Raw genomic sequence first — 26,409 nt, 5'->3', positions numbered from 1 at the left:
TTTATAATAAAGATAATTGAGGAGGAAAAAAAGATGAAATTTAGTGAAGATTTTTATTGGGGTGGAGCAGTAGCTGCTAACCAATGTGAAGGTGCATGGAATGTAGACGGACGTGGAATGACACGTACAGATGTAACGACAGGTGGAACAGTAAATACACCACGTATGGTTACTTTTATTGATAAAGATGGAAATAAACAAAAGTTACCAAATCATGGATTTAAATTACCAGAAGGAGCTCATTTTGCTGTCTTTGATGATGAACTTTATCCAAATCATGATGGTATTGATTTCTATCATCATTATAAAGAAGATATTGCTTTACTTAAAGAAATGGGATTCAAGATGTTTAGATTATCTATCTCTTGGTCAAGAATTTATCCAACAGGAGAAGAAGATAAACCTAATCAAGCAGGATTAGATTTCTATAGAAATGTATTTACTGAACTTAGAAATGCGGGTATTGAACCATTAGTTTCTATTTGGCATTTTGATACACCACTTGCTTTAGAAGAAAAATATGGAGATTGGTTAGATCGTAAATATATTTCTTTATATGAAAAATATGTCACTACTATTTTTAATGAATATAAAGGACTCGTTAAATATTGGTTAACATTTAATGAAATCAATAACACAGTTAACTTTATTCCTGATGATGCAAGTGATGAAGTTTATCAAGAAGCATATCAACATTTACATTATCAATTTGTAGCAAGTGCAAGAGCTGTACAAATTGGACATCAAATTGATCCTGAAAATAAAATTGGATGTATGATTTGTGGCATTACTTATTATCCATTAACATCTGATCCAGAAGATATTTTATTTAATCGTTCTAAATGGGAAAAAGGTATCTTCTATTGTGGAGATGTTCAATGTAAAGGTAAATATCCAACATATGCGAAACGTTTATGGAAAGAACATAATGTTAAATTAGATATTACTGAACAAGATTTAGAAGAACTAAAAAAAGGTACAGTAGATATGTATACTTTCTCATACTACATGTCTCAAGCAGTAACTACTCATGAAAATGATGATGCTGTAAGTGGAAATATGTCATTTGGTGTACGTAACCCATATTTAGAATATTCTGATTGGGGATGGGCATTAGATCCTAAAGGATTAAGATACTACTTAGAAATGATCTATGATCGTTATGAAAAACCATTAATGGTTGTAGAAAATGGTTTAGGTGCTTATGATACAGTAGAAGAAGATGGAAGTATTCATGATAATTATCGTATTGAATACTATCGTGCTCATATTGAAGAAATGGCAAAAGCCATTGAAGATGGTGTAGACCTTATTGGTTATACGACTTGGGGATGTATTGATTTAGTTTCTGCAGGAACTGGAGAAATGAGAAAACGTTATGGTTTCATTTACGTTGATAAACATGATGATGGTAGCGGAACAATGAAAAGAAGTAGAAAAGATTCTTTCTATTGGTATAAAAAAGTCATTGCTTCACAAGGAGAAGATTTAGATTAAATATATTAGAAGTTTAACTTTTTGGGTTAAACTTCTTTTTTATTATTTTTAGCACTCACCTCTTGATAATGGAAGTTGATTTTTGTTCTGTCTTGTGTATCCTAGAAGTGCCTGTTTTACGGGCTTTCCGAGGCATCAGTCATTTTGTCTGGTATTGTAAAGCAGTGTCAGATTTGTCGTAAATGTCGTAAATTTGTGGTCAAAAAAAGGATGAGAAATGGAGAGTGCTAATAAAATGAAATTAACGTATACGAATGTAAACGGATATCTAATCCCGAATCTCACCTATAAATCCGGTGAACAGATGGAGCAACTTGGCAAGTATGGTTTTCTTCGCAGAGATTATCTGAAAAACCATCGAAATTCAACCTATCAGGTGATGCTTTTACAGGATACAATTGGAGAATACCTTCTGGAAGTAGATAAGGCAGCAAGAGAACGGGAAGGAGTGATCCTGAAACAGTTGGAAGAAAAAGAACCATTACCGGATAAAGAGAAAGATCAGATGGCATGGGTAAGAGCTGCTAATCAGCATAGAGCGATTGCGGAAGAGATTATTCTCAAGGAATTGATTTATGTATTAATGTTGCTAGTAAACAATTTAGCAGATAACTAATGAAAATAGAATATTGTGAGCAGGTGTTACAAGGCGGAGAAAATATCAAAAAGTATCTTGCATTGTCTCTTCCTAATAAAGAAGAACAGCAGATAGCAGAAAAGAATGAGAGCAGAGAAGCTGTGCCAAGAACTGGCGTTGAAGCAAATACAGTAGTTAAGGATGCGGGGAAAGCTGAAAGAAAGGCAATAACAGAGAAAAAGACAATGATAGGAAAAGAGAAGAAACTATCGATCCATGAACACTTGAAAAAATATGTACAGCTTTGGGCGTGACATTATCGCAGTTTTTTCAGGAAGGTAATTCAGAGAATCTGACAGAAAAATAGAAAGAAGTTCTAGGGATATGGAACGATCTGAGTACAAATGAGCAGGAAACAGTAATGTCAATGCTGCGTGGACTTCGGAAGTAGGAGAACAGTTCGAGTATATGTATCGGCTGTTCTTTTTTTGTTTTTGAACGTTAAAACGGTAGTTTTTTTCTTGTGCATAGTAGAACGTTAAAGTATAATAAAATTAGTTTTTTTGGTATAAGTTTAAAAGCTATATCTATAATAAGGAAATCGGCAAACCAGATGAAAGTCTGGGACGCAAAGCTACAGGGCCTGTAAAATGGCAGCCAGTTGCATGAAATGAGGTGCACTGTCTGTCTGACGGTGCTTTTTTACGGTGTTATTTCACAGACGTAACAATAATGATTTTATCAGGAAAGAATGAGGAAAATAAAAGTATGAAAAAGGCAAAACGTTGTCTGATAGCAGTGGTGTCAGGTGTACTTGTAGCAACTGCTGTCTTGTCTGGATGTGGACAGTCAAAGAAAGAAGTATCTAAAAACGATGATCATCTTACCGTTTATCTGTGGGAAAATCGTTTGATGAAAAATATTGCACCCTATATCCATGAACAGTTTCCTGATCAGGATATTGAATTTATTATTGGTAACAATGATACCGATTTATACAGTTATTTTAAAGAACATGATGAATTACCGGATATCATAACAGTACGTCGATTTTCTGGAACGGATGCACAGGACTTACAGCCTTATCTTATGGATTTTGCTTCTTATGATGTTGTTTCTAAGTATTATTCTTATGCGGTGCAATATTATAAGAATGCGGATGATGAAATCCAGTGGCTGCCAATCTGTGGTATTCCGCAGACGATCATTGCCAACAAAACACTGTTTGATCAGTATGGCGTAAAGATTCCAGAAAATTATGAGGAATATGTACAGGCCTGTCAGCAGTTTTATGATAATGGTATAAAACCGTATTCCATGGATCTTGGTGAAGACTGGTCAAATAATGAGATCATCCAGGCGGCGGCAATCGGTGAGTTCACAAGCCTGGATGGTATTGAATGGCGAAACGGTGCAGAGACTGCATCGGATGAAGTAAAGTTTGATGATGCATTATGGAAACGTATTTTTTCAGAAACCAGTCAGTTTCTGAAAGACTCGCACTTTGGTAAAGAAGATATCAATATTGATGTCGATACAGGAATCCAGATGTTTGCCGCAGGAAAATCAGCAATGTTTCATGGACATCCGACGGTTATGCAGCAGCTGCAGAAACAGATGGATGCGGAGCTGATCCGTATTCCTTATTTTTCACAGACATCGGATGAATCCTATGTGTACATGACTCCGTCCTTAAACATTGCATTTAACAAAAACCTGGAAAAAGACCGGGAGAAACTGGATACTGCACTGGATGTGCTGGATTGTATGATTTCAGAAGAGGGGCAAAAGCTGATTGCGGATGGAAGCGGTGTTATTTCATTGAATACAGATGTTCCAACCATGATGCAGGATGTGCCTGGACTGGAAGAGGAAATTAACAATAATGCTGTTTATATCCGATATTCCGCTCAAAAGTCATTTGATGCAAGCCTTGAGGCTGTTCAAGGATTACTGTCAGGGGAGATGGATGAAATACAGGCTTATGATACTTTGCGCAGTGTAATGAATCGTAAAGATCCAGAAGAAAAAGCAACGGTGAATTTTAAAAATGAATATTCCATCTCACTGAACGATAGAAATGGCCGTGATGCAGCATCTTCCATTTTAACTACGATCAGAGAAGAAAATGAGGCACAGCTGGCTCTGGCGCCATATTATTATTTCACTTCCTCTATGTACAAAGGAGAATGCACCAGCAGCCGGGTTGGCATGATGACAGCGAAGAGTTCAGATACAGCATTATATTATGCAAAAATCAATGGTAAACAGGTTTATGAACTCGTGGAAAATTATCTTGCTGATGCTGATGAGAATTTTTACGTAACCAATAAATACGAATTACCAATTGCATCCGGTATGAAAATGATCGTCAATCAAGCGGAAAGTGGATTTTCATTAAAGGACTTAACAGTTAATGATAAGAAAATAGACAAAGAAAAGGAATACTCGATTCTTCTTACAGACACCACAATGTCTGTTTTGAAAAAAATAAATCCGAAATGTGAGATTGAGCAGCTTAAAGATACCACATTATCAAGTGCATGGACCAAAGCAATGTCAAAAGGACAGCAGCCGTCAGCACCGGAAGACTATATAGAGGTTGAACAGTAAAAGTGGAGATAGAACAAAAGGTAAACAAAAGAAAAAAAATAACAAGGCTGTTGCTTATACTACTTATTATTCTTTTAAGCTTAGTTTGTATAAAGTATCTTATAAGTAAGTCTAATAAGTATATCAGCGAAAATGGAAAAAGCAGTATGGGAGCTGTTATTGACCAGATACAGCAGACCTATGATCTTCAGGTGAGTGGATACTACAGCCAGCTGCAGTTGGTTGAGGAATTTTTACTTCATGAGAGGGAGCTGTCTCTTGAAACGGATACGAACAAAAGTTTCTTTGAAGCATGGGAAAAAGAATCGGAAAGTACACTTATATTCCTTCAGGAAAATGGTCAGGCGATATCAGCATGTGGAACAAAAATGCGGATTGATATGCCAAGTAAATTTCTGCTGGACTTAAAGAATGGATACAATATTGGAAAACTGGTGTGTCTTGATTATGATCAGAAGAAAAAAGACGGTTATCTGGTTGCGATTCCATGTCAGGAATACACTATCAATGGGGAAACATATACGGCAATTGGAACTGTGTATGATCATTCGAAACTGGATTCCATGTTAAAACTGAAAGGTTATGATGGGAAAGCATATTTTTTCATGCTGGATGATGACGGAAATATAACGTATACGAACCTGAGTGGTGATAAATACTTCCGTAATTATTCTTTGTTAAAACATTTAAAAGGGGAACAGGCTATTACAGAAGAAGAGGCTGATTTGTTCAAAAAGAAGTTTGATAACAGAGAATCCGGAGTTGCACTTTTGGGAAAACAGAACCCCTATTATCTGGGGTATTGCCCGATAGAAAGCAACAACACCATTTTGGTATGCATTGTGGCAAAGGGAGTTGTGGACAATGTGCTGATGGATTACCAGAAAACGGTGCTGTGTACAACAACACTCATGGCAGGTTTTATACTTTTACTTTTTGCCGGATTATTCTACAGTATTTCCAGACTTAGTCTTGCAGATCAAAAAGCAGAATATGAAAAAAGAAATAATGAACTTCATTTACAGACAATGAAGGAAATGGAAATAGTCAATCAAAAACTGAAAAAGGCAAAGAATGTTACAACAGAGGCTTTACAGACAGCGGAAAATGCAAATAAGGCGAAAACGGATTTCCTGTCTAATATGTCACATGATATTCGTACACCTATGAATGCAATCATTGGTATCACATCTTTGATCAGACATGATGCAGGTAATAAAGCAAAAGTTATAGAGTATGCAGATAAAATAGATATTTCATCACAACATCTGTTAGGAATTATCAATGACGTTCTGGATATGAGCAAGATTGAGGCAGGAAAAACAGTCTTCAAGTATTCTGACTTTTCTATTCTGGATTTTGTACAGGAGCTTGACACTATATTTCATTCTCAAATATATGAAAAGAAGCAGACGCTTACAATTATAAAAGAAAGCATCCGTCATGAGTGGGTGAATGGGGATCAGGTTCATTTGATGCAGATTTTCAGTAATCTGCTGTCGAATGCCATAAAATATACGCAGGAAGGTGGAAAAATTCAGTTTCTAGTAGAAGAATGTGAGACAAAGTCATCTGTCTATGCAAAGTACCGCTTTTTAGTCAGTGACAACGGTATGGGAATGTCGGCAGATTTCAAAGAGACAATCTTTGATCCGTTTACCCGTGCGGAAAGTTCTGTGACGAATAAGATCCAGGGAACCGGACTTGGAATGGCGATTACCAGGAACCTGGTTGAAGCAATGGGAGGTACCATTGATGTGGAGAGTGAACCGGGACAGGGAAGCTGTTTTGAGGTTCTCATAGATTTGAAAATTGCAGAGAATCGAACGGTTGCTCTGGCGGCACAAGAAGATGAGCGGGATGGAAATATTCTGCAGGGCATGAGATTCCTGTGTGCAGAGGATAATGAGCTGAACGCAGAGATCCTGACGGAACTGTTAAAGATTGAAGGTGCGGAATGTACCATCTGTGAAAATGGCGAAGAGATTTTGAAAGCATTTGAACAGTCTGCTCCAGGTGATTATGATATGATCCTGATGGACATACAGATGCCTGTTTTGAATGGTTATGAGGCAACGAAAGCAATCCGCAGAAGTTCCCATAAACTGGCAAAGACGATTCCGATCATTGCCATGACTGCGAATGCATTCTCAGAGGATATTCAGCATTCTCTGGCAGCCGGTATGAATGCACATGTTTCAAAACCGGTTGAGATGAAGGTGCTGGAAAAGACAATAAGAAGTATAAAATCCGGGGGGGGGGTACCGAACCGCAGGGCATTGAACAGTGATAAATGGAAAGTAACCATACATAAAAGAATCGAAAAGGATAGTTAGGGATAGAAGAAAAATGAAAGGAAAAAGAGTGATTGCAGGCATTCTGCTTGCGGGAATTTTAGCAGTCACCCTGGCAGGGTGTAAAAACACAGATAACACGAAAGAAGAAACCGAAAAGCCTGTCATTACGCTTGGCAGCGACAACTATCCACCATACAATTATCTGAATGAGGATGGTGTACCGACGGGCATAGATGTAGAACTGGCTACGGAAGCATTTAAAAGAATGGGATATCAGGTGGAGGTTGTCCAGATCAACTGGGAGAAGAAAAAAGAACTGGTGGAAAGCGGAGAGATTGACTGTATCATGGGCTGTTTTTCCATGGAAGGGCGTCTTGATGATTATCGCTGGGCGGGACCATATATAGCAAGCCGTCAGGTGGTCGCTGTAAATGAGAATAGTGATATCTATAAACTGAGTGACCTGGAGGGAAAGAACCTGGCTGTTCAGTCAACAACCAAACCGGAAGGTATCTTTCTGAACCGGACGGATGAAAGAATCCCAAAACTGGGCAATCTGATCAGCCTGGGACACAGGGAGCTGATCTATACATTTCTGGGAAAAGGATATGTAGATGCAGTTGCAGCACACGAGGAATCTATTGTTCAGTATATGAAGGATTATGATGTAAGCTTCCGTATTCTGGAAGAGCCTCTGATGATCACCGGAATAGGTGTCGCTTTTGCAAAAGATGATGACAGAGGAATCTGTGAGCAGATGAGCCAGACGCTGGAAGAAATGCGGCAGGATGGCACATCCCTGAAAATTATTGAAAAATATCTGGATGATTCCCAGAAGTATCTGGAGGTGGATGATCTTGGATATTAAGAGAAAGAAAAGAGAAAAACGAATCCAGCTGATCGGTGGTCTGATTGGAATCTGTGTGGCAGCAGTCTCTCTGTTTTATTTCTTTCATGCGGAGAAAGCGGAAGCAGAGAAAAGAATGGTAGAGATTGTAAATTATGTCAAAGTGCAGTGTTCCACCTACACCCATTATAATGAATCTTCGGAATCCAAAAGTCTTCTCCGTGCCATTGAAAGTGTCAGACAGATGAGTACGAATATCGACATGGAAATAGAAAACGGCGGTCAGCTAAGTCAGGAGTTCCTGAAAGAAAATCTTCAGACTCTCTGGGTGGATGGTATCCTTGTACTGGATGCAGAAGGAAAGACGGACTGTGAATACAGCACGGATGAGTCTCTGGCTAATGAGATTACAGAGTATCTGCAAAAAGATATTATCATGGATTTTACCGGATATGAAGAAAGAAGCTATTCGGAACGGTTTACCAGAGAAGACGGGTCACATATCGACATTGCAGCCTGTGCCAGAAAAGATGCACCGGGTATCATTGCAGTTTATTATTATACACCTCCGGAATTTGCCAGAAACTATACTTTGACGATACAGGGTCTTTTAAATGGTTATAGTACTCAGAAAGATGGAACGATTATTGTTGCAGACGAGGGAATCGTTGTTGCCAGCAACGATGAGAGCCTGTTGGGGCAGAATACGGTTGACAACAAAGTTGTTCAGGCAATGAAAAAGCATACAGACAGTCAGCACATTTATCACTTGAAGAATGAAGGAAGCGGATGTTACGGAATCATGCTGAAACAGCGGGATTATTATATTTATGCATATCTTCCGGATACAGAAGTGTTTCATGATCTTCCATTAAGTGTAGCAGGTGTCATTTTTCTTTATTTCCTGATGTTCAGTATATTCTGGTTCTGGACATACAGAACCAAGAGGGCACATCAGAAACTGGAACAGGAAAAAGATGAAAAATATAAAGCAGAACTATTAATAGCTGCAAAAAAGGCAGAAGCCGCCAACGAGGCAAAAACAGAGTTCCTCCAACGTATGAGCCATGATATCCGGACTCCGATCAATGGAATCCGAGGCATGGTCAATATGGCAGACCATTATGCAGATGATATGGAGAAGCAGACGGAATACAGGACAAAGGTGAAAGAGGCTTCCAATCTGTTGCTGGAACTGGTAAATGATGTTCTGGATATGAGTAAGCTTGAGTCAGGTGAAGTTGTTCTGGAAGAGAGTCCATTTAATCTGAGCAGTATTTTCAGGGAAGTATTTAATGTGATCGAGCAGATGGCTGCAGAACAGAATATCCGGATTGTATGGGAGAAAAAAGAAATCATACACCGTGATCTTATTGGAAGCCCGATGTATGTGAAACGTGTGATGATGAATATCCTGTCGAATGCGGTGAAATATAACAGAGAAAACGGACAGATTTATATCAGCTGCAGGGAAATTCCATCCGAACAGCCGGAAATGACGATAATGGAATTTGTCTGCCGGGATACCGGAATCGGAATGACAGATGAGTTTCAGAAGCATATTTTTGAACCATTTGCACAGGAGCATACCGGAAGCCGCACGAAATTTACAGGAACAGGTCTGGGAATGCCGATTACAAAGAAACTGGTCGAGAAAATGGGTGGTACCGTTACTTTTGAAAGTGAAAAAGGCGTAGGGACGACATTTGTGATTCGGGTTCCATTTAAAATAGATCTGGATGCGGATAAACGTGAAGAACAGACGGATGCATCCGAAAAATCTATAAAGGGACTGCATATTCTTCTGGCAGAAGATAATGAGCTGAATATGGAAATCACCGAATTTGTGCTTCAGAATGAAGGTGCTGACTTGACAAAAGCCTGGGATGGTCAGGAAGCTGTTGAACTGTTCAGAAATAGTGAACCTGGTGAATTTGATGTCATTCTTATGGACATTATGATGCCAGTCATGGATGGTTATGAAGCCGCAAAGATGATCAGGTCTCTGGACAGAGAGGATGCAAAGGAGATACCGATCATTGCAATGACAGCAAATGCGTTCACGGAGGACAGAATAAAAGCAAAAGAAGCAGGGATGGATGAACATGTTGCTAAGCCTGTTGATGTGGAATTACTGATAAAAGTAATTCATAAATTGGTGGGATGATGAAAAATATGGATAAAAGACAAAAAATTCTGATTGTAGATGATTCAAACTTAAACAGAGACATATTGAAGGAGATTCTTGGAGATACTTATAATTATCTGGAAGCTGAAAATGGAAATCAGGCAATCCAGATGATAGGAGAAAATATTGGAATTGATCTGATGCTTTTAGATATCAATATGCCACAGATGAATGGCTTTGAAGTCTTGGAAATAATGAAAAGAAGCCAATGTATTGCTGAAACTCCTGTAATTATGATATCTTCTGAAGATGCTGTTGATACTATGCGTAAGGCATATGAGCTGGGAATCACAGATTATATCACACGACCGTTTGATTCTGTGATTGTAAAGAAAAGAGTTCAGAATACCTTAGGCCTCTATATGAACCAAAAGCATCTGATAAATGTGGTTTATGATCAGGTTTACGAAAAAGAAGAAAATAATAATATCATGATCCAGATTATGAGTAATATATTGGGATCTCGTAATAGCGAGAGCAGAGAACACATTCTGCATATTAAAACAGCAACGGAGATGATGCTGAGACAGCTGGTAAAAGTAACAGATGCTTATCCTTTGACAGAGGCAGATATTGCTTTGATTACAACTGCTTCTTCCCTTCATGATATTGGTAAGATTCGTATTCCGGAAGAAATATTGAATAAACCAGGCAGACTCACTGATGAAGAATTTAAGATTATGAAAAAACATAGTGAGCTTGGCGCAGCTATAATTAAGGATATGGACTTTCCACAAGATCATCGACTGGTACATACCGCATGGGAAATCTGCAGATGGCATCATGAAAGATGGGATGGAAAAGGCTATCCGGATGGCCTGAAAGGAGAAGAAATACCAATCTGTGCGCAGGTGGTATCGATTGTTGATGTTTATGATGCACTTACCAGTGAAAGATGTTATAAGAAAGCATTTGATCATGACACAGCGATTCAAATGATCCTGGATGGGCAATGCGGACAATTTAATCCCATCCTCCTTAAGTGTTTGAAAGAACTGAGTATTCAGCTTTCAAAAATGTCTGGTAAAGAGATGGATGATAATAAACATTATCATGAAATACAGAGACTTTCGAATGAAATACTCAGCGATAAATTCTTACCGAACCAGATTTATTCACAGAGTCTTGTCAAGGTCATGCAGGAAAAAATCGATTTCTTCAAATCGAACAGTGGCAAGAATTCGATTGATTACAATGCGGTTTCAGGTCAATTAACTATATTAAATGGAGAACATCAGATATTATGTCAGAGAGATAACCCGAATTTCAATTTGTTTAAAGAATTTGGAGTAAATGAAGAAGATGTTCAATGTATTCGTGTTTTATTACATCAGACATCTGTACAAAATAAAGAAATATCTGCCACGATAAAAGCGACGGTGGAAAATAACAGTCAGATGTATAGAATAAAATTGCATACATTGTGGTCGCCTTTAAAGAAGGATGGATACATTGGAATCATTGGATATTTTGACACTGTAAAATAAGTATGAAGATTACAATCATAGAGTGTATGGAATCAAATCCATATGCTCTTTTTCTTGAAATAAGTATAAACAGTTAAGTGGGGAGAGTAACAATATGCAATTGGGAAGGATAGATTTTCCAAAGGAAGACAGGTAGAAGGCATGGTACTGTGTTTGGTAAAAAAGGAGGGGGGGGAATAGTGGTATAATTCTCTTATTGATAGATTTTAATAACAGGAGGCTTATACCATGGAACGAGTAGTAAATTTTTTAAAAGAAGCGGAAACATATTATTTGGCAACAGTGGAAGGAGATCAACCAAGGGTAAGGCCTTTTGGAACAGCACATATTTTTGAAGGAAAACTGTATATTCAAACCGGAAAGGTGAAGGATGTTTCAAAACAGATTCATGCAAATCCAAAGGTGGAAATCTGTGCATTTAAGAATGGAGAGTGGCTTCGTGTAGCAGGCGAACTTGTAGAAGATGATAGAAGAGAAGCAAGACAGTCCTTGATGCTTATCCATCTTTAAAGAACATGTACTCAGCATATGATGGAAATACAGAGGTATTCTATTTTAAGAATACGACAGCTACATTTTCAGCATTTACACATAAACCGGAAGTAGTGAAGTTCTAAGGATAACATAAGATGGCGAAAAGTAAGAAGACAAAAATCCATAAAAAGATAGATGGTCAGCTTTTACAGATGAACAAGAAGTTTAGTAATCTCAAGGTGATGAAGGATATTGTTTCCATGATTCAGAAACCAAAATGGATGCAGGAATCAGAGACATTCCTATGACACAGATGGTATATGATGCGTTCCGTAAACAGAGAGAGCTGAACCTGATGCTTGGTTTACAGAGTAATGTGGAGATTGGTGGACGCAGTGGATTCATCTTCAATACAAAGCATGGACGTCCAATCATGCCGGCGGGAGTGAACAGCTTTCTGAAAAATATTGTCAATACCTATAATAAGAAAGAAAGCAAACTGGCAGAAGAAGAGAACCGAGAGCCGGAGCTGATGTCTCCTATTTCATCGCATACCCTTCGTCATACGGGATGTGCCAGATTGGGTGAGAACAATGTCAATCCCAAAGTTATGCAGTATGTGATGGGTCATTCAGATGCACAGATCACAATGAATGTCTACAATCATATTGCAGAGAAGTCTCATGTGGAGAATGAGATGTCTAAAATGAACCTGCCAGAAACTGTACCTGCTGTGGTATAAACCATAAGTCGTTGTCGTAAAATGTGGTAAGAAAATCAGACGAATATATTTTTCCAAGAATTTGTCGTAAAAATGTGGTCAAATCAAGAAAATTGAGTGCGAAAGCAAGTGAAAAATTCCTGTGAAGCCCGTAAAATCAAGGCTTCACAAAATTTTTACAAAAAATTAGCACTCGCCTATTGACAGTGCTAAAAGTAAGAACTATAATGTATTTAGAAATTAGGAAAGGGATTAATAAAGAACCTAGTTTCAAAGTTAACACCGCTTGAAACAACGATGCAAAACTAAGTATCAAGATTGAAAGGGGTAATGACTTATGATGATGCCTAGTCTATTTACAGAAAATTTATTTGATGATTTCTTTGATGAAATGGATAAAGATTTTTTTGGAAAGAAAAATCCATTATATGGAAAACATGGAAGAAATATGATGAAAACAGATGTAAGGGAAACAGATAATACCTATGAAGTAGATATTGATCTTCCAGGCTTTAAAAAAGAAGATATCAATATCAATTATGAAAATGGTTATTTAACAATTTCAACAAGTAAGGGATTGGATAAAGATGAAAAGGATGAACAAGGACATTATATCCGACAAGAAAGATATGTTGGAAATATGTCAAGAAGCTTCTATTTAGGAGATATTCCAAAAGAAGATATCAAAGCTAAATATGAAGGTGGCGTTCTTCGTTTATCTGTTCCAAAAGCAGATATGAAACAAGTAGAAAATAGTTCTACTATCTATATTGAATAAGGAATCTAGCGATTCCTTATTTTTTTTATTTAATAATAGTTTTGATAAGTTGTATCATAATTTCTTTATCTTCAGGTCTAGAACTTGCGACAAGGATAGTAAGAGTAGCAAGAGCATCATTATTAATTCTTTCTTTACCATTTTTATAAAGAGCATTGTTCTGATTTAAGAAGTAAAGAAAAATAGTTGCTCCAATTCTTTTATTCCCATCAATAAAACTATGATTTTTAACAATAAAATACAGTAAAGCACTTGCTTTATCTTCTAAAGTTGGATATAAATCAATCTCTCCAAAACTTTGATAAATCGTTGAAATACTACTTTTAAAAGAATCATCTCTTTCAATAGAAAATAAATCTCCTCTATTTTCAAACATCGTATTATGTATAAGATTTATACACTCATCATAACGAAGAACATAAGTATCTTTTTGGCCAACAGGAACCTCTAAATGATGATGATCATAATCATCAAGAATCTTAAAGCCTCTTTGATAAGCTTTTAGAAATTCTAACATAGAAATACTACTCGGTAATTGTCCACCTGCATTTCTATATTGATCAAGCATTGTTGTTACGTAATCAATATCTTGAAAATGACGATCATTAACAGCATAACCTTTTAAAAGATATTCTTTTAATATACTATTAGCCCATTTTCTAAAAAGAATTCCTTGTTTAGATTTAACTATATAACCTACAGAGATAATAACATCTAAATTGTAATAATTAACATCGACTACAGCGATTCTGTCTTTCTTAGTACGAGGGTCATATCTTTTTAGTTGAGTTGCATTTTTTGCAACAGAACTCTTTTCGTCTAATTCTTTTTCATTAAAAATATTAGCTATGTGTCTAGAAATAGTAGACTTATTTTTGTTAAAAAGCTTACTCATTTGATCTAATGTTAACCATACTGTTTCACCATTAGAAGAGACATTTATATCTAATACAAAATTTCCATCTTTGAACTGCACAACTTCATTTTTTTCAATCAAATCAACCATAAAAATACCATCCTTTCCTTTTGTTTCTTTAAATGATAGTAGCATGGTATATAAAGGTTGTCATTGGACAGATAGTCCACTATAAAGAGGTCGATTTTTTTGACATAATGATGCTGATGAAAATGATATGATAAAGGTAGAAAAAGTGAAAGAGCAGGAATTTGCTATTATTTTAATTAAATAATTATATGATAAAAGCTAACGGTTTTGCGTTAGCTTTTAGATTTTATGATGCCCAAAGACTTCATTATGTATATCTTCCATTTCATAATCAATATCTGTAATGCTTTTAGCACAATCTGATAAACGATTACGAATATCATCAGAAATTTCTTTATCATTTTTATAACGTAAATGATGTTCTAATGTTGCCCAAAAATCCATCGCAATAGTACGAATTTGTATTTCTACAGGAACCATTACTTTTTCATTCGCTAAATAAACAGGAACTTCTACAACAAGATGTAAACTACGATAACCATTTTCTTTAGGATTTTTAATATAATCTTTAATCTTTAATAAATGAATATCATCTTGTCTTAAAAGAAGATCAGACATACGATAAATATCTTTAATATAATGACAAATCACACGTATTCCCGCAATATCTTCAATATTTCCTTTGATTGATGAAACTTCTACAGGAAGATTTCTTCTTTTCATTTTTTCAACAACACTATGGGGAGATTTTAAACGCCATTCCATATGATGAATAGGATTATGATCAAAACGATGATGAAATTCATCATCTAAAATTTCTAATTTTGTTCTTACTTCCTTAATACCTGCTAAATACTTTTGTTCAACGTTGACATATTCATGATAAAAATCTAAATGATCTTTCGCAAAGAAAAAATCATTCATTTCACTTTTTATTTCTTTTTGCATGATACGACTCATAAAAGTTCACTCCTTATGTTTATTTTTATTATAAACGAACATAATGAACTTGAGGTGAAGTTTATGAAAAAAATCATTATTTTTCTTTTAATTATGATGAATTTAACAAGCGTCTGTGCAGTAAATGAAACACCAAGATATAAGATCATTGGTTCTTCTTATCAACAAGAAGATATTGATGAAATGTACAAAGTAAAAGATCAACTTCTTTTAAATTATAAAAAATGGGTCAAAGGTGTTGATGATGTTTATCAAGTTTTAGCAGATCATCAAGATGATTTTAATGCAAAATATTATAATGGTCTTTATACGATTGTATTAGGTGAAGGTAAAGGTAAATCTTTAGAAGGAAAGTTACAAGTTTCTTATTGTACATCAAGTAAAGAAATTAAAAAGAAATCTTGGTTGATTAAGATGTTTTCTTAATGGTGTGTACTAATAATTATTCAGTTTGTACATACTATTATAAGGAAAGAGGTGAAGTCATTGTTGAGAGAATTTGATGAACAAGCACAAAAGGCGATTGTGGTAGCTGAAAGTTTATCTTTTGATTTTGGTCATCAAAATGTTGGAAGTGAACATTTATTGCTTTCATTATTAAAGATTCATGATAATCAATTAAAAAGATTATTACAAAAATATGATGTCAATGATGCAGTTGTAGAAGAAGATATAAAAAGGTTGTTTGGCACAAATGATGATCAACCTTTTTATATGGAATATAGTCAAAGTGTAAAAAGAATATTAGAGAGAAGTATTGAATACGCTAAAGATAAAAATCAAGATCAAGTGACTTTAAATATCTTAATTATTTCTTTATTAAAAGAAAAAGAATCAGTTGCTTATGAAATATTACAAAAATATCATGTAGATGTAGAAGAAGTTGTTTATTTGTTGCAGGAAAAATCTGCTTTTGAAACACCATTGGATCAAATACCAACACTTGTCAATATTAATAAAAAAGTGAAGACTAAAAAATATAAAATTATTGGTAGAGAAAATGAAATTGATCAAGTATGTACTATTTTATCTAAAAAAGAAAAAAATAATGTTTTGATTATTGGTGAAGCGGGTGTAGGTAAGTCAGCTTTAGTAGAAAAATTAGCAATGATGATCAATCAAGGAAAAGTAGTAGATTCTTTGAAGAATAAGATTATTTATGAACTTTCTTTATCTTCACTGGTTGCGGGTACAAAGTATCGTGGTGAATTTGAAGAGAAGTTTAAAAAGATTATTGATAAAGTAAAAGACTTGGATAATGTGATTATTTTTATTGATGAAATTCATAATGTCATTGGGGCTGGTGGAGCTGAAGGGGCAATTGATGCTTCTAATATTTTAAAGCCTTATCTTGCTAGAAAAGATATGACGGTTATTGGTGCTACAACTATTGATGAATATTATAAACATTTTGAAAAAGATCATGCAATGAATAGAAGGTTTTCTATTGTCACTTTAAAAGAAAATACAAAAGAGGAAACATTAGAGATATTAAAAGGAATTAAAGGTTATTATGAAAGTTATCATCAAATTAAAATAGATAATGTACTTTTAAAAGAATTAATAGAATTAGTAGATTGTCATATTAAAAATAGAACTTATCCTGATAAAGCGATTGATATCTTAGATTTATCATGTGTTAAAGCTAAATTTTATCATGAAAAAGAACTTACAAAGAATAGAATTGTAGAAACAATTGAAAAGTATTTAAATATTACAATTCATCATCAAATGGATTACCAAAAATTAGAAAAACAATTAAATAAAGATATTTTAGGTCAAGAAAAAGGAATTCATCAAATGATTGAAACATTTCAACATAAACAATTACCTATCTCCTTTTTTATTTATGGACCAACAAGTTGTGGTAAAACATTAACGGCTAAATCCTTAGCTAAATATCTAAATTATCATTATTTAAAATTAGATATGAATCAATATCAAGAAAGCCATTCCCTTTATAAACTTCTAGAAACATATCATGAACAACCAAGTCTTCTTTTATCAACTTTACAAAGTTATCCACATACTGTTTTATTATTAGATCATATTGATCAAGCATGTGAAGAAATTATTCATTTATTTTCACAAATCTTAGATGATGGATATTATGAAGATCAAGCTAAAAGAAAGATTAGTTTTGAAAATGTTGTTTTTATAATGAGTCAAACAGGTACGTCACGTTGTTGTATGGGATTTAAAAAGAGTAGACAAACTAAGTATTTAAGGCATGAATTGTTTGATAAGGTTGATCAAATAATTGAATATCAACCTTTATCTAAAGAAATAATAGAAAAAATTATTCATTTACGTGAACATATTTCTATTGAGAAAATACACAATTTATTAAAAGAGGAACATGTTCCGATTAATCTATCTAAAATGATGAAACAAATTAAACAAATGTCCTAATAGGGGCATTTTTGTATTTTATTTACATGATTATAAAGAAAAAGAAATAAGTAAGAAAATAGAATACATTTCCTCTAACAACTCTAGTTTCATGATATAATGACAGTATAATAATCATGAAAATAACGGAGGAAGAAAAGATGACGATTAAATTACCTAAAGATTTCTTTTTTGGTGCAGCAATGTCAGGACCTCAAACAGAAGGTGCCTGGAATGTAGGTGGAAGATTACGTTCTTATTGGGATATGTATTCTGATCAAGAAATTAATGCTTTCTTTAATAATGTGGGATCATATGTTGGAAATGATATGTACCATAAATATGAAGAAGATATTAAATTATTAAAAAGTTTAAATTTTAAATCATTTAGAACTTCTATGCAATGGACTCGTTTATTAGATCAAGATGGTAAATTAAATCCAGAAGGTGCTGCTTGGTATCATAAATTAATTGATTGTGCAAATGAAAATGGTATTGATATTTTTATGAATATGTATCACTTTGATATGCCTGAATATTTAGTTAAACGTGGTGGATGGCAAAATAGAGAAGTTGTTGAAGCTTATGCGAACTTTGTAAAGATTGCAATGGAAGAATTTGGAGATAAAGTAAAATATTGGTTTACTTTCAATGAACCTATTGTAGAACCAGAACAACAATTCTTACATGGTGTTTGGTATCCATATCAAAAAGATTTCAAACAATCAATCAATGTACAATATAATATTACTTTAGCGCATTGTTTAGCTGTCGCAAACTTTAGAAAATTAAAAGCAGAAGGAAAACTTTGTGAAGGTGCAAAAATCGGTATGATCAACTGTTTTGCTCCACCTTATACAAAAGAAAATCCAACTCCTGAAGATTTAGAAGCAGTACGTATGACAGATGGATTACACAACAGATGGTGGTTAGATGTCGTTGCTCATGGACATTTACCACAAGATGTTTTAGATACAGTAGAAAATGATTGGAAAGTAGAAATCAATCGTCGTCCTGGAGATGAAGCTATTTTAGCTCAAGGTAAAGTAGATTGGTTAGGATTTAACTATTATCAACCAACACGTGTTCAAGCACCAGATAGTAAATTTGATGAAAATGGTTTACCATGTATTTCTAAACCATATATTTGGCCTGAAAGAAAAATGAATGTTTATCGTGGATGGGAAATTTATCCAAAAGGTATTTATGATTTTGGTATGAAAATTAAAAAAGAATGTCCAGATTTACCTTTCTTTATTTCTGAAAATGGAATGGGTGTTGAAGGTGAAGAAAAATATATGGATGAAAATGGAACTGTTCAAGATGATTATCGTATTGAATTTGTAAGAGATCATTTAGAATGGATTGCAAAAGCAATTGAAGATGGAGCAAACTGTTTAGGATATCATTATTGGGGTGTTATTGATAACTGGTCATGGTGTAATGCTTTTAAAAACAGATATGGATTTGTTCGTGTATGTTTAGATGATGGTTATAAGCGTAAAGAAAAGAAATCAGCTTCATGGATTAGAGAAGTTGCTAGAACTAATGAATTTGAGTAAAAGAGAAGGTGTCTACCAAGTGTAGGCACTTTTATTTTGGAAAATTGAAATTTTTTTAGTATATGAAAAAAATGCATTTATGGGTATAAATGCATTAAAATAAGGATGGTGATGATATGAATCTATTTATAAATTTAAAAGAAAACAAAGAACTATCAAAAAATGAAAGAATCTTGGCAGATTATATCTTAAAACATCCAGAAGATGTTTTAAAAATGTCATCTAAAGATTTAGGAAAAGAATGTTTTGTTTCAACAGCAACAGTCTATCGTTTATGTGATAAATTAGGACTATCAGGATTTTCTGACTTAAAAATAAAAATAACAAGTTCTCTTGATGACTATAGAAAAAGTAATGAAGATTTTAATTTTGATTTTCCTGTTAATCAATTTCAAACACATTATGAAATTATTCAAAAAATCAAAGAAGATTATGAACAAACCCTTAATCTAACAGCTAATCTTTTTAGTCTAGACCAATTACGTCTTATTGCTTCAGCAATGGAAAAAGCACAAATCATAGATGTGTATACTTCTGCAGGAAATATTAATTTTGCTTTAAATTTTCAATTTCAAATGCAGGAAATAGGTATCCAAGTAAATGTTCCTGTTGATGAATACCAACAAAGACTTATAGCTGCAAGTAGTGATGAAAATCATCTAGCAATTATTATTACTTTTGGAGGAAGAGGTATATTATCTGATATTTTACCTCGTATATTGCATAAGGTAAAAACACCAATCGTTTTAATTTCATCGTATGACTATACATTTAAAGATTTTGATCCAGATTATCAACTCTATATATCACCTTATGAAAATCATTATAAAAAGATTTCATCTTTTTCAACACGACTTTCTATTCTTTATATTTTAGATGTTTTATATACATGTTATTTTAAATTGGATTATCAAGAGAATATTGAAAAGAAATTGGCTTATTATAATAATATTGTAGAAGGGACTATTAAATAAATTTCAATAAATGATAATTTTGTTATCAATTCAACAAAAAAACAATGAGTTTTCTATATACAAAATCACTAAATTTTGAAAAAACAATGAAAAATAATGAGAAAATAATTCTAATTTATAATTAAGAGAAAAAAGAATTTGAGAAAAAAATTCTTTTTTTTGTACTCTAATTGTTTCAATTGAAAAGATTATTTATGATTTGAGTAGGAGGTATTTTTATGAACGTAAAAGCAATTATGTGTGATATAGATGGAACACTTCTTTCAAGTGAAGGTGTAGTTACAAAGAAGACAGTTGAAATGATTAAAAAGTCTAGAGAAAAAGGAATTCTTTTTGGTTTATCAACAGGTAGAGATGTTAATAGTATTCAAACATTACTTGGTACTTGGGGTATTGAAGGTTTGGTAGATATGATTGTTGGTACTGGTGGAGCGGAAATTTATGATTATACGTTTGATATTTCTAAAGCTCAATATCCATTAGATGGAGAGTTGATTAAAGAAATTGTAAAGCATTATGAAGATATGGATTGTAATTTTGCGATTCCTGAAGATGGTATTTTTTATTCACCAAAGGATGATGAATATATTCAAGATCTTTCTAAAGGAGACCGTGTTCCTTATAAGGTTGTTGATTATGATGAATATTTAACGTCACCTAAAGCTAAGCTTATTATTATTTGTAAACCTGAATATATGGATCAAATCATTGAAAGATCTAAAACATTTCATAGTGATGATTATAAATCATCATCACTTAAAACAGCGAGTGTATTGTACGAATACATGGATCCAAGAATATCAAAAACTGCAGGACTTAAAGAAATATTAAAATTACATCATATTGATATTAAAGATATTGTTACATTTGGAGATGCAGATAACGACTATGATATGACATTAAATGCTGGTATTGGTGTCGTTATGGCTAATGGTAGTGAAAAAACAAAGAGTGTAGCTGATTATATTACCGATGATAATGATCATGATGGAATAGGAAATTATATTGAAAAATATATTCTTTAAGAGTAAAAAGAATTAAAATCTATTATCAAAGAAAATATGAATAATTAGTATTGTTTTACAACTGATGCTGTTGATTGAGATATTTGTTTATTTTGTATTGATTTGTTTTTAGAAGTTTTTGCATAAGCAAAAGCTTTTTTTCTATTTGACAGTTTTTCTTAAATAGAGATATCATAGATATGTTAGGTAGAGGATAAAAGAATGGAAATAGAGTTAATTCAAGATGGTAAAGCCGTTGATTATAATAAATATCAAGAAGTAATAGAGAATGTTAAAGAATCACTTTTTAGAAGAAATATGGATAAAGAAACAAAAGAATGGATGTATATAAGTAATTTTGTAGGCATTCTTTTAGATAAAGATAGATTAATTTTATCTTTACCAAAATCAGTTATTATTAAAGATAGCATTGATAAAGAAATATTATTATATAAATATGCAAGATTATTTGATTTATATTTTGTAGTTAATGAAAAAAAGTGTGATTTGATAAATAAGTATGAATCTATTGAAAATTGGTGCAAAAAAACTATAGAAGAAAATAAAACAAGTTCTAGTTGTCAAGAAATCATTACTTTTAAATTTGAAATGGTTTTTGAATGGATGATAGGAGAATTTTTTCAAAATCAAATCAGTATTCAAAAAGGTGATGTTCTCTTTAATAGTCAATTATTAGATAAAGAAATAGATATTAATGATACAAAATATAATACTTATCATTGGAATGCAATAGGAAAACAGACAAAAGATCATAAACAAAAACAAATTGTTCAAGAAAGAGAAAGTGTTTTTATCAATCAAAATAAAAAGAATATCCCAGATATTGTTTGTGAAAGAATCCTAGAAAATCCTAAATATGAAAGACCACAAAAGAGTTGTTGTATACTTGATGCTAAATATTATGGCTGGGATTATGAAAAAGAAGCTTATTATTTACCAAGGAACCTAGATATTTATAAACAGTTTTTCTATCAAGAACAATTTCAACGTATTTATGAAAAAGAAAATGAATCAAATATAGGTGTATATAATTTTCTTGTGTTACCTGATTATTTAGGAGATACCAAAGATACGAAATGGGGAATTATAAGACAATGTGCTGTTATTGAATTTGATTATCATCAAAGTCAAAAGATTGCTATTTTACAAGTGGATATAGAGAAACTTGTGGATTTTATTTATAGTGGATTAGATATGAAAGAAGATGTACTTTCTGTCTTTTTAGGTAATAGTCGTGTTGTACCAATGATTTATGACAATGAAAAAGTCTAACTTTAAGCTAGACTTTTTATTTCCATAATTTTTCTGGATAAATTCCTTTTTCAATAAGTTCTTTAATAGAATCTTGAACTGCTTGTTTATCTTCAGGATAAGTAACCCCAAACCATTTATCTGTTGTTTCTAATACTTTTACTGAAGCTCTATTTGTTTTAATTAATTGATCAACAATAATAGGTAATAAATATTCTTTAGTAAGTTCATCTCCACTATCATCTAATAAGAATTCTTTAAAACCATTTTCAAGATAATCAATAAAACAAGGATAACCAGCCCACATATTCATAGAAACACGATTGTTTTCTTGAATAATATCTTTGCTTTCTTCTGTATCACAATCAATTGTTCCTTGATTATTTCTAATAATACCCTTTGTTTCAATAACTCTATGTAAATAACCTTCTTCATCTTCTACACAAATACCACGAGTGACTGTACCGTTATCACTTAAAGTATTTTTTAAGATAAAACCAGCCATGGCCATGGTAAACTCACTATTTCTATGACTATCTTCAATTAAAAAATCATGGAGCTTTTTAAAAGCAACTTTTCCATAATAATCATCAGCATTGATAATGACAAATGGTTCATTAACGATTCCTTTACAAGATAAAATAGCTTGTCCAGTTCCCCAAGGTTTGATTCTACCTTCGGGTACTGTACACCCTTCAGGAATATTATTAATTTCTTGGAAAACATATTCAACTTGAATGTGTTTTTCAATACGATTACCAATAACTTCTTTAAATTCTTTTTCGATGTCTTTTCTAATAATAAAAACGACTTTATTAAAACCAGCTTCAAGAGCATCATAAATGGAATAATCCATAATGATTTCGTCATGAGGACCGATTTTCGCTAGTTGTTTAATTCCTTTTCCATAGCGTGAACCAATTCCAGCCGCCATAATAATAAGTGTTGTATTCATAAAATTCTCCTTTTTCTAAGTTAGATTATATCATATTTCTAGAAATATCTATGTAAATTTTATTATTTTATCACAGTGTGATAAAATAATCATGAGGTGAAAAGTATGAACTATAGTTTAATTCTTTTATGTGCAGGAAGTGGAAAAAGAACTGGTTTAAAATATAATAAGATCTTTTATAAAATCAATCATCAAACAGTTTATGAAATGAATATTTCTCATTTTTTAGAGGATAATAGATGTAAACAAATTATTGTTGTAACGAAAGAAAATGAAATAGATGATATAAGAACATTAGTTAATGATTCAAGAATTGAGTATGTTTTTGGTGGTAAAGAAAGACAAGATAGTGTTTATGAAGGTTTACAAAAAGTAACAGAGGATTATGTTTTTATTCATGATGGAGCAAGACCTTATGTAAGTAAACAAAGTATTAATGATTTAGTTGAATGTTTAAAAACATATGATGCTGGGTTATTAATGGTTCCTTGTAAAGATACTATTAAAGAAGTGAAAGAGGGTATTGTTGTTAAAACTTTAAAAAGAGAAACTTTGATGCAGGCTCAAACACCACAAGTATTTAAAAGTGAAGATATTAAGGTGGCTTATCAAAAGGCAAAAGATGAAGGATATGTTGCGACTGATGATAGTCAATTATTTGAAAGATATATAGATAAGGATATTAAGGCAGTATTAGGAGATTATAGTAATTTAAAAATTACAACACAGGAAGATTTAAAATGAAAGGTAAGCATATTAGAAAAGAGAAAAAGAGTATAGTTTGGATTTTAATTACTTTATTTGTTTTAATAGGAGTTATTTTTGGATATTTTCATTTTAAATCTGATGATCAAGAAAATTTAAGTCAATATAAAACAATTGTAGGAACAATTAAAAATGTGGGTGATGAAACATTATTGATAGAAACAAATGATCATCAAAAGTATTTAATTTCTATTGCGGGAGCAGTAGAATCTAATAAAGGATTAAAAAAAGGAAATAGGATATATATTTATTATGATGGTCAATTAGATATTAATAATAAAGATATTCAAAATGTAAAAGTAAAATCATATAAAGTATTGGAGTAATAAACCTAGAACAATACCTATTAAAGAAGGTATTGTTTCTTTTTTATTTTCAATATTTATATTTTCTTTTTCATCTACTAACATCCATATAGAAACAAAAAACAAATCTACCCACATATCAAGATGTTCAAAAGTCTTACCCACAATAAAAGTAAAAAATGTATATAAAATAGTTTTTAAATACTTTTTTAAATATTCTTTAAATAAGGGAGAATATTTAAAAAGTTTATTAAGATATTTTTGAATAAAAGAAAAATCATTTTTGATTAAATAATGAAATAAAATCATAAAAAATATCCAAAATAAAAATAATAGATAATTCATAATATCACCTCAATATAGAATATGAAAAAAACATGCCTATAAAGGGGTAAAATTACATAAAATAATCATTTTATTATTGCATAAAAGTAAACAATAAGATATAATGGACGAGCATGTAAAGATTATTTTACTGCCTGCTTACTAAAAAGTAAGCCAAAAGACCATAGGAGGTAAAAGAGATGAATAAATATGAAATTATGTTTATTGTAAAACCAGATGTTGAAGAAGAAGCTAGAAATACTTTAATTGAAAACTTCAAATCAATCTTAACTGCTAACGGTGGTTCAGTTGATAATGTCAACGAATGGGGATTACGTGATTTCGCTTATGAAATTAAAGATTACACAAAAGGTTACTATGTTGTAGTAGATGTAACTTGTGCACCAGCTGAAATCGCTGAATTCGAACGTTTATCAAGAATCAACGCTTCAGTATTACGTCACTTAACTCTTCGTAAATAATTAGGAGGCATTTGACGATGATTAATAGAGTTGTTATGGTTGGTAGAATGACTCGTGATCCAGAACTTAGAAGAACTGGAAACGGGGCTGCAGTTACAAGTTTTACGTTAGCGTTAAATCGTAACTATAATTCTGCAGATGGGCAACAAGCTGATTATATTTCATGCGTTGTATGGAATAAAGTCGCTGAAAATGTTGCACAATATTGTGCAAAAGGATCTTTAGTAGGAGTTGAAGGTAGACTTCGTTCTAGATCTTATGATAATGCTCAAGGACAACGCGTATACGTTACAGAAGTTGTTTGTGACTCTGTTCAATTCTTAGAAACAAGAGCTCAAAGAGAAAGAAACCAAAGTTCTATGAACCAAGGTATGATGAATAATCAATATTCTCAACCTGCTCAACCACAAACAGATAATTTCCAAGATATGCAAACAGTTGAATTAGAAAAAGATTTTGATAATTCATTTAATATCATGGAAGACGATATTCAATTTTAGAAAAGGAGTATAAGAACATGGCTTTTAAAAGACAAAGAATGGGTAGAAGAAAAGTTTGTTATTTTACAAAAAACAAAATTACTTACATCGATTATAAAGATGTTGATTTATTAAAAAGATTTGTTTCAGCTAACGGTAAAATCATTCCTAGACGTGTAACTGGAACTTCTGCTAAATATCAAAGACAATTAGCAGTAGCTATCAAACGTGCTAGACAAATGGGATTATTACCATACGTTGGTGAATAATAACTATTAAAAAACCTTGATAAATTCAAGGTTTTTTTGTTTTTTTAAAATATATTGACATCATTTTGACATCAAAAAATTATTGAAATATAAATAATAGATGGAAACGATGAATAAAATGTATAAGGATCGACAAAAAATAAAGTCCATAGATACTAGAACATCTAGTGTTTATGGACTATTTTTATTAAAATGAAAAAATTGTTTGCAATGTTTTGCAACGAAAAGTATTTCGTTGCAAA

At 32.6% G+C, this 26,409-nt stretch carries 26 protein-coding genes and 1 riboswitch; of the genes, 22 read left to right on the top strand and 4 right to left on the bottom strand.

Annotation, left to right across the window (positions count from 1 at the left end; translation table 11 throughout):
• The first annotated feature begins 33 nt into the window (after nucleotides 1–33).
• The 11 genes from C7U54_RS02350 (at nucleotide 34) to C7U54_RS02300 (ending at nucleotide 13,479) form a co-directional block, all read left to right on the top strand.
• Nucleotides 34–1,497, top strand: a complete 1,464-nt coding sequence (locus C7U54_RS02350; RefSeq protein WP_107029169.1) for a family 1 glycosylhydrolase — start codon at nucleotides 34–36, stop codon at nucleotides 1,495–1,497.
• Between the two features lie 217 nt (nucleotides 1,498–1,714).
• On the top strand, nucleotides 1,715–2,113 hold the full coding sequence (locus C7U54_RS02345) for a TnpV protein (RefSeq protein WP_206603570.1): 399 nt from the start codon (nucleotides 1,715–1,717) through the stop codon (nucleotides 2,111–2,113).
• Entirely contained in the window at nucleotides 2,113–2,388 is a 276-nt protein-coding gene (locus C7U54_RS02340; protein WP_206603569.1) for a hypothetical protein, read from the top strand. The genes C7U54_RS02345 and C7U54_RS02340 overlap by 1 nt, the downstream gene beginning before the upstream one ends.
• Nucleotides 2,389–2,667: 279 nt before the next feature.
• A riboswitch (cyclic di-GMP riboswitch) is annotated at nucleotides 2,668–2,743 on the top strand.
• A gap of 99 nt (nucleotides 2,744–2,842) precedes the next feature.
• Nucleotides 2,843–4,687 (top strand): ABC transporter substrate-binding protein, encoded by a 1,845-nt coding sequence (locus C7U54_RS02335; RefSeq protein ID WP_107029168.1) that lies wholly within the window; start codon nucleotides 2,843–2,845, stop codon nucleotides 4,685–4,687.
• A gap of 146 nt (nucleotides 4,688–4,833) precedes the next feature.
• A complete protein-coding gene (locus tag C7U54_RS02330; protein WP_107029266.1) occupies nucleotides 4,834–7,023 on the top strand; it encodes an ATP-binding protein in 2,190 nt (729 codons plus the stop codon).
• A gap of 13 nt (nucleotides 7,024–7,036) precedes the next feature.
• On the top strand, nucleotides 7,037–7,852 hold the full coding sequence (locus tag C7U54_RS02325; protein ID WP_107029167.1) for a substrate-binding periplasmic protein: 816 nt from the start codon (nucleotides 7,037–7,039) through the stop codon (nucleotides 7,850–7,852).
• On the top strand, nucleotides 7,842–9,998 hold the full coding sequence (locus C7U54_RS02320) for an ATP-binding response regulator (protein WP_206603568.1): 2,157 nt from the start codon (nucleotides 7,842–7,844) through the stop codon (nucleotides 9,996–9,998). The genes C7U54_RS02325 and C7U54_RS02320 overlap by 11 nt, the downstream gene beginning before the upstream one ends.
• Entirely contained in the window at nucleotides 9,998–11,506 is a 1,509-nt protein-coding gene (locus C7U54_RS02315) for a response regulator (protein WP_200764977.1), read from the top strand. Before C7U54_RS02320 ends, C7U54_RS02315 begins: the two co-directional genes overlap by 1 nt.
• 228 nt (nucleotides 11,507–11,734) lie before the next feature.
• A complete protein-coding gene (locus tag C7U54_RS02310) occupies nucleotides 11,735–12,016 on the top strand; it encodes a pyridoxamine 5'-phosphate oxidase family protein (RefSeq protein WP_230308199.1) in 282 nt (93 codons plus the stop codon).
• 241 nt (nucleotides 12,017–12,257) lie between these two features.
• Nucleotides 12,258–12,722, top strand: a complete 465-nt coding sequence (locus tag C7U54_RS02305; RefSeq protein WP_206603567.1) for a tyrosine-type recombinase/integrase — start codon at nucleotides 12,258–12,260, stop codon at nucleotides 12,720–12,722.
• 316 nt (nucleotides 12,723–13,038) lie between these two features.
• Complete coding sequence (locus C7U54_RS02300) at nucleotides 13,039–13,479, top strand: Hsp20/alpha crystallin family protein (protein ID WP_107029165.1); 441 nt, start codon at nucleotides 13,039–13,041, stop codon at nucleotides 13,477–13,479.
• 25 nt (nucleotides 13,480–13,504) lie between these two features.
• Here the strand turns inward: C7U54_RS02300 and rhuM are convergent, their stop codons facing one another.
• Nucleotides 13,505–14,485, bottom strand: a complete 981-nt coding sequence (gene rhuM, locus C7U54_RS02295; RefSeq protein ID WP_107029164.1) for a RhuM family protein — start codon at nucleotides 14,483–14,485, stop codon at nucleotides 13,505–13,507.
• A gap of 219 nt (nucleotides 14,486–14,704) precedes the next feature.
• Entirely contained in the window at nucleotides 14,705–15,385 is a 681-nt protein-coding gene (locus C7U54_RS02290) for a GTP pyrophosphokinase (protein WP_022000677.1), read from the bottom strand.
• Nucleotides 15,386–15,448: 63 nt separating this feature from the next.
• Between C7U54_RS02290 and C7U54_RS02285 the strand changes: the two genes are divergently transcribed.
• The 6 genes from C7U54_RS02285 to C7U54_RS02260 all read left to right on the top strand — a co-directional run bounded on the left by C7U54_RS02285 (nucleotide 15,449) and on the right by C7U54_RS02260 (nucleotide 22,609).
• Nucleotides 15,449–15,811 (top strand): hypothetical protein, encoded by a 363-nt coding sequence (locus C7U54_RS02285; protein WP_032091018.1) that lies wholly within the window; start codon nucleotides 15,449–15,451, stop codon nucleotides 15,809–15,811.
• Nucleotides 15,812–15,871: 60 nt separating this feature from the next.
• Nucleotides 15,872–17,797, top strand: coding sequence for an AAA family ATPase (locus tag C7U54_RS02280; protein WP_162297481.1), 1,926 nt, complete (start codon nucleotides 15,872–15,874; stop codon nucleotides 17,795–17,797).
• A gap of 140 nt (nucleotides 17,798–17,937) precedes the next feature.
• Nucleotides 17,938–19,338, top strand: a complete 1,401-nt coding sequence (locus C7U54_RS02275; RefSeq protein WP_022000674.1) for a glycoside hydrolase family 1 protein — start codon at nucleotides 17,938–17,940, stop codon at nucleotides 19,336–19,338.
• Nucleotides 19,339–19,454: 116 nt separating this feature from the next.
• Nucleotides 19,455–20,312: a MurR/RpiR family transcriptional regulator gene (locus C7U54_RS02270; RefSeq protein ID WP_107029162.1), complete on the top strand. Its 858-nt coding sequence runs from the start codon at nucleotides 19,455–19,457 to the stop codon at nucleotides 20,310–20,312.
• Between the two features lie 218 nt (nucleotides 20,313–20,530).
• Nucleotides 20,531–21,337: a Cof-type HAD-IIB family hydrolase gene (locus C7U54_RS02265; protein ID WP_107029161.1), complete on the top strand. Its 807-nt coding sequence runs from the start codon at nucleotides 20,531–20,533 to the stop codon at nucleotides 21,335–21,337.
• Nucleotides 21,338–21,538: 201 nt separating this feature from the next.
• Nucleotides 21,539–22,609, top strand: coding sequence for a hypothetical protein (locus tag C7U54_RS02260; protein WP_107029160.1), 1,071 nt, complete (start codon nucleotides 21,539–21,541; stop codon nucleotides 22,607–22,609).
• A gap of 16 nt (nucleotides 22,610–22,625) precedes the next feature.
• On the opposite strand, the gene C7U54_RS02255 is transcribed toward C7U54_RS02260, so the two are convergent.
• Nucleotides 22,626–23,543: a nucleotidyltransferase family protein gene (locus tag C7U54_RS02255; protein WP_107029159.1), complete on the bottom strand. Its 918-nt coding sequence runs from the start codon at nucleotides 23,541–23,543 to the stop codon at nucleotides 22,626–22,628.
• 105 nt (nucleotides 23,544–23,648) lie between these two features.
• Here C7U54_RS02255 and ispD point away from each other — a divergent pair, with 105 nt between their 5' ends.
• Together ispD and C7U54_RS02245 are read left to right on the top strand one after the other, a co-directional pair.
• Nucleotides 23,649–24,287, top strand: a complete 639-nt coding sequence (ispD, locus tag C7U54_RS02250; RefSeq protein ID WP_107029158.1) for a 2-C-methyl-D-erythritol 4-phosphate cytidylyltransferase — start codon at nucleotides 23,649–23,651, stop codon at nucleotides 24,285–24,287.
• On the top strand, nucleotides 24,284–24,634 hold the full coding sequence (locus C7U54_RS02245; RefSeq protein WP_107029157.1) for a hypothetical protein: 351 nt from the start codon (nucleotides 24,284–24,286) through the stop codon (nucleotides 24,632–24,634). Before ispD ends, C7U54_RS02245 begins: the two co-directional genes overlap by 4 nt.
• Here the strand turns inward: C7U54_RS02245 and C7U54_RS02240 are convergent.
• Nucleotides 24,614–24,958: a hypothetical protein gene (locus C7U54_RS02240; protein WP_022001177.1), complete on the bottom strand. Its 345-nt coding sequence runs from the start codon at nucleotides 24,956–24,958 to the stop codon at nucleotides 24,614–24,616. The two genes, C7U54_RS02245 and C7U54_RS02240, sit on opposite strands and share 21 nt — an antisense overlap.
• Nucleotides 24,959–25,137: 179 nt before the next feature.
• Here C7U54_RS02240 and rpsF point away from each other — a divergent pair, with 179 nt between their 5' ends.
• Genes rpsF through rpsR form a run of 3 tightly spaced genes read left to right on the top strand, consistent with a single transcriptional unit; the run spans nucleotide 25,138 to nucleotide 26,167 of the window.
• Entirely contained in the window at nucleotides 25,138–25,419 is a 282-nt protein-coding gene (gene rpsF / locus C7U54_RS02235) for a 30S ribosomal protein S6 (RefSeq protein WP_022001178.1), read from the top strand.
• A gap of 17 nt (nucleotides 25,420–25,436) precedes the next feature.
• On the top strand, nucleotides 25,437–25,919 hold the full coding sequence (gene ssb, locus C7U54_RS02230; protein WP_022001179.1) for a single-stranded DNA-binding protein: 483 nt from the start codon (nucleotides 25,437–25,439) through the stop codon (nucleotides 25,917–25,919).
• A 17-nt stretch (nucleotides 25,920–25,936) separates the two neighbouring features.
• Complete coding sequence (gene rpsR, locus C7U54_RS02225) at nucleotides 25,937–26,167, top strand: 30S ribosomal protein S18 (RefSeq protein ID WP_022001180.1); 231 nt, start codon at nucleotides 25,937–25,939, stop codon at nucleotides 26,165–26,167.
• Nucleotides 26,168–26,409 lie beyond the last annotated feature (242 nt).

The organism is Faecalibacillus intestinalis, assembly GCF_003024685.1.
In the GTDB taxonomy this organism is placed as follows: Bacteria; Bacillota_I; Bacilli_A; order Erysipelotrichales; family Coprobacillaceae; genus Faecalibacillus; species Faecalibacillus intestinalis.
The sequence above is the reverse complement of the archived record's forward strand: the minus strand, read 5'-3'. Positions and strand labels throughout refer to the sequence as shown.